Consider the following 2736-nt stretch of genomic DNA (forward strand, 5'->3'; position numbering starts at 1 on the left):
TACCGCCCCGCGCATGCGCCGTGGGCGATGCCCGTGCGCGTGCTGCCGGGCCCCGACTACGCGTCGTTCGCCGCCGATTCGCAGCAGGCGTTCTGGGATGAAGAATGGCTGGTCACGGCGAACAGCAACCGCATGGGCTATCGGCTCGCCGGCATCGAACTCGCGCGCGAGCGGCCGGCCGAGCTGCTGTCGCACGCGGTGCTGCCCGGCACGATCCAGGTGCCGCCGAACGGCCAGCCGATCGTGCTGATGCACGACGCGCAGACCACCGGCGGCTACCCGAAGATCGGCACGGTGATCCGTGCGGATCTGTGGAAACTCGCGCAGGCGCGGCTCAACCTGCCGATCCGCTTCGTGCGCACGACACCCGACGCCGCGCGCGCCGCGCTGGCTGCGGAACGTGCGTATCTGCGGCAGATCGACGTGGCGATCGACATGCGCGAGGAAGCGCGCCGCCGCGCCCAGTCGCGTGCGGCATGACAATGGCGGTAGCAGTACCGAAGGCAGTAGCAGTAGAGAAGACGGGCCACGCAATCAGTGGACGAGGAACATCATGGAAATCGATCTGAATGCCGATCTCGGCGAAGGATGCGGTTCGGACGAGGCGCTGCTCGACCTCGTGACGTCCGCGAACATCGCATGCGGGTGGCATGCGGGCGGTGCGAACGCGATGCGCGACTGCGTGCGCTGGGCCGTGCAGAAAGGCGTCGCCATCGGCGCGCACCCGAGCTTTCACGATCCGGAGAATTTCGGCCGCAAGGAAATGCAGCTGCCGGCCAGCGACATCTACGCGGGCGTGCTGTACCAGCTCGGCGCGCTGTCGGCGATCGCGCAGGCCGAAGGCGGGCGCATCGCGCACGTGAAACCGCACGGTGCGCTGTACAACCAGGCCGCGCGCGACCCGATGATCGCCGATGCGGTCGTGTCCGCGATCCGCGATTTCGATCCGTCGCTCGCGGTGTTCGGGCTCGCGAACAGCGTGTTCGTCGCGGCCGCGCGGCACGCGGGGCTTGCCGCGGTGGAGGAAGTGTTCGCCGATCGCGGCTACCGCGCCGATGGCTCGCTCGTGCCGCGCAACCAGCCCGGCGCACTGATCGACGACGAGGACACGATGATCGCGCGCACGCTGGACATGGTGCGCAGCCGGCAAGTCCGTGCGATCGGCGGCGAATGGGTGATGCTCAATGCGCAGACCGTCTGCCTGCACGGCGACGGGCCGCATGCGCTGGTATTCGCGAAACGGATTCGCGCCGCGCTCGAAGCGGTGGGCGTCGACGTGGTCGCGCCCGGCATGCTGCAGGCCGACGAACGCGCCTGATCCGGCCGATCGCGCCAGCGGCGTACGATCCGTCGTACAAAAGAAAAAAGCGCCCTCGTGGCGCTTTTCCGTTGGCGCAATCGTTGCGGCTTCGCCGTCTGTCGATTCGCCCCCCGAAACCGTCTTGCGACGGTGGCCGGAAAAATCTTCCGGATTAAAAAACGTCCGCCGCCGCCCGATTACTACCTTTCCCCGGTGGGACGACGGAACGTCGCTTTATCTCGCAAGTCGGCCTGCATGCCTAGTTGTTGTCCGACGATGATTGGCCCCGCCGTACATGCAGACACTTCCGCGGCCGGCACGTGCATCACGTGCCGGCAACGCGCTAACCCCGCGCTTTATTTTCTGCTACCCCGTAGAACTTTTTCTATTCTTTTCATTTTTTCAACTTGTGGATCGAAGAATAGATATTGGCAGATCGGGATGTCAATCGTTTGAAACGCTATTTTCTGACGATTCAAGGGTTTTCCTTATCGAATCGCGTGCCCATACAGGCGTTTAAGGCGCCCGCACAACGTCAATCAAACAGGGGAGGATCGGTTCAGGAGCGGTGACGGCGATCAGTTCGCGTCGACCCTGTAACCTTGTTGACGCAACAATTCGAGCACGCCGCGCGGGCCGCCCAGATGCAGCGCGCCGATTGCGACGAACAGCGGCCGGTTCGGTGCGGCGATTGCCGTCATTCGTGCAACGAAGCGGCGGTTGCGCTCGTACACGATCTTGTTGTCGATCGCGTCCGACAACGCCTTCGAACGCGCGAGCCGTTCGCTCTTCGCGACCGCCCATGCCGAGATCGCATCGGCGTCGCCAATTCGCCACAGTCGGTGCAGCGCCTTGATGTCGTCGGCGTTCTGCGCGGGCGTCTGCACCATGTCCTGCGCGAGCATCTCGCGCTGCTCGGCGAGCGTCAGCCCGGTGAACGCGCGCATCTGTTCGGCGAGCGTCTCCAGCCCGATCACGCGGCCGCCCTTCTTCTTCAGGAATACGTTCTGCAACTGCGCCTCGGTGCCGTATTCGGTCTGCAAACCGGCCGACAGCGAATCGTAGGTCTCGACGACGAGCGCCGCGAGCCACGGCCGCATCTTGCGGATCTCGGCGAGCGCGGCCGGGTTGCCGCGCAGGCGCGCCGCGAGCCGCTGCCACAGCGGTTCGGGCAGCAGGCGCTGCAGGCACGGGTAACGGCAGACGCCGTACTTCGACACATCGTCCTGCGATTCGAGCAGGTCGTCGGGCGACAGCTCGAGCGCCAGTGTGGGCGACGCGGCGAGCGCCGCGAGGATGCGCGGCCGGAACGGCTGCGCGCTCGGGTAATCGGACGGGTCGCCGGTGTGCAGCGTGCCGAGCACGTACAGCGTGACCTTGCCCTTGGTTGCAACGTAGAACGGCATGCGCGCGGGCTGCACGCGCACGGTGCCGCG

Annotated in this window: 2 protein-coding genes and 1 pseudogene; 2 read left to right on the forward strand and 1 reads right to left on the reverse strand. The window is 65.9% G+C overall.

From position 1 onward, the window contains the following. Positions 1-480 (forward strand): annotated as a pseudogene (locus G3N93_RS37465) (allophanate hydrolase); the annotation flags it as partial. Positions 481-553: 73 nt separating this feature from the next. Further along, positions 554-1318 carry a 5-oxoprolinase subunit PxpA gene (gene pxpA, locus G3N93_RS37470; protein WP_046544226.1) on the forward strand — a complete coding sequence of 255 codons (765 nt, stop codon included), beginning with the start codon at positions 554-556 and terminating at the stop codon, positions 1316-1318. 560 nt (positions 1319-1878) lie between these two features. Here pxpA and G3N93_RS37475 read toward each other — a convergent pair. Next, on the reverse strand, positions 1879-2736 hold an 858-nt coding region (locus G3N93_RS37475), incomplete at its 5' end, for a TraB/GumN family protein (RefSeq protein WP_206135281.1).

Source organism: Burkholderia sp. Se-20378 (assembly GCF_017104665.1).
GTDB lineage: Bacteria > Pseudomonadota > Gammaproteobacteria > Burkholderiales > Burkholderiaceae > Burkholderia > Burkholderia lata.

Bases quoted from the DNA above. Each gene is read 5' to 3' on its own strand.
- pxpA (WP_046544226.1), top strand. From the start codon at position 554: ATGGAAATCGATCTGAATGCCGATCTCGGCGAAGGATGCGGTTCGGAC.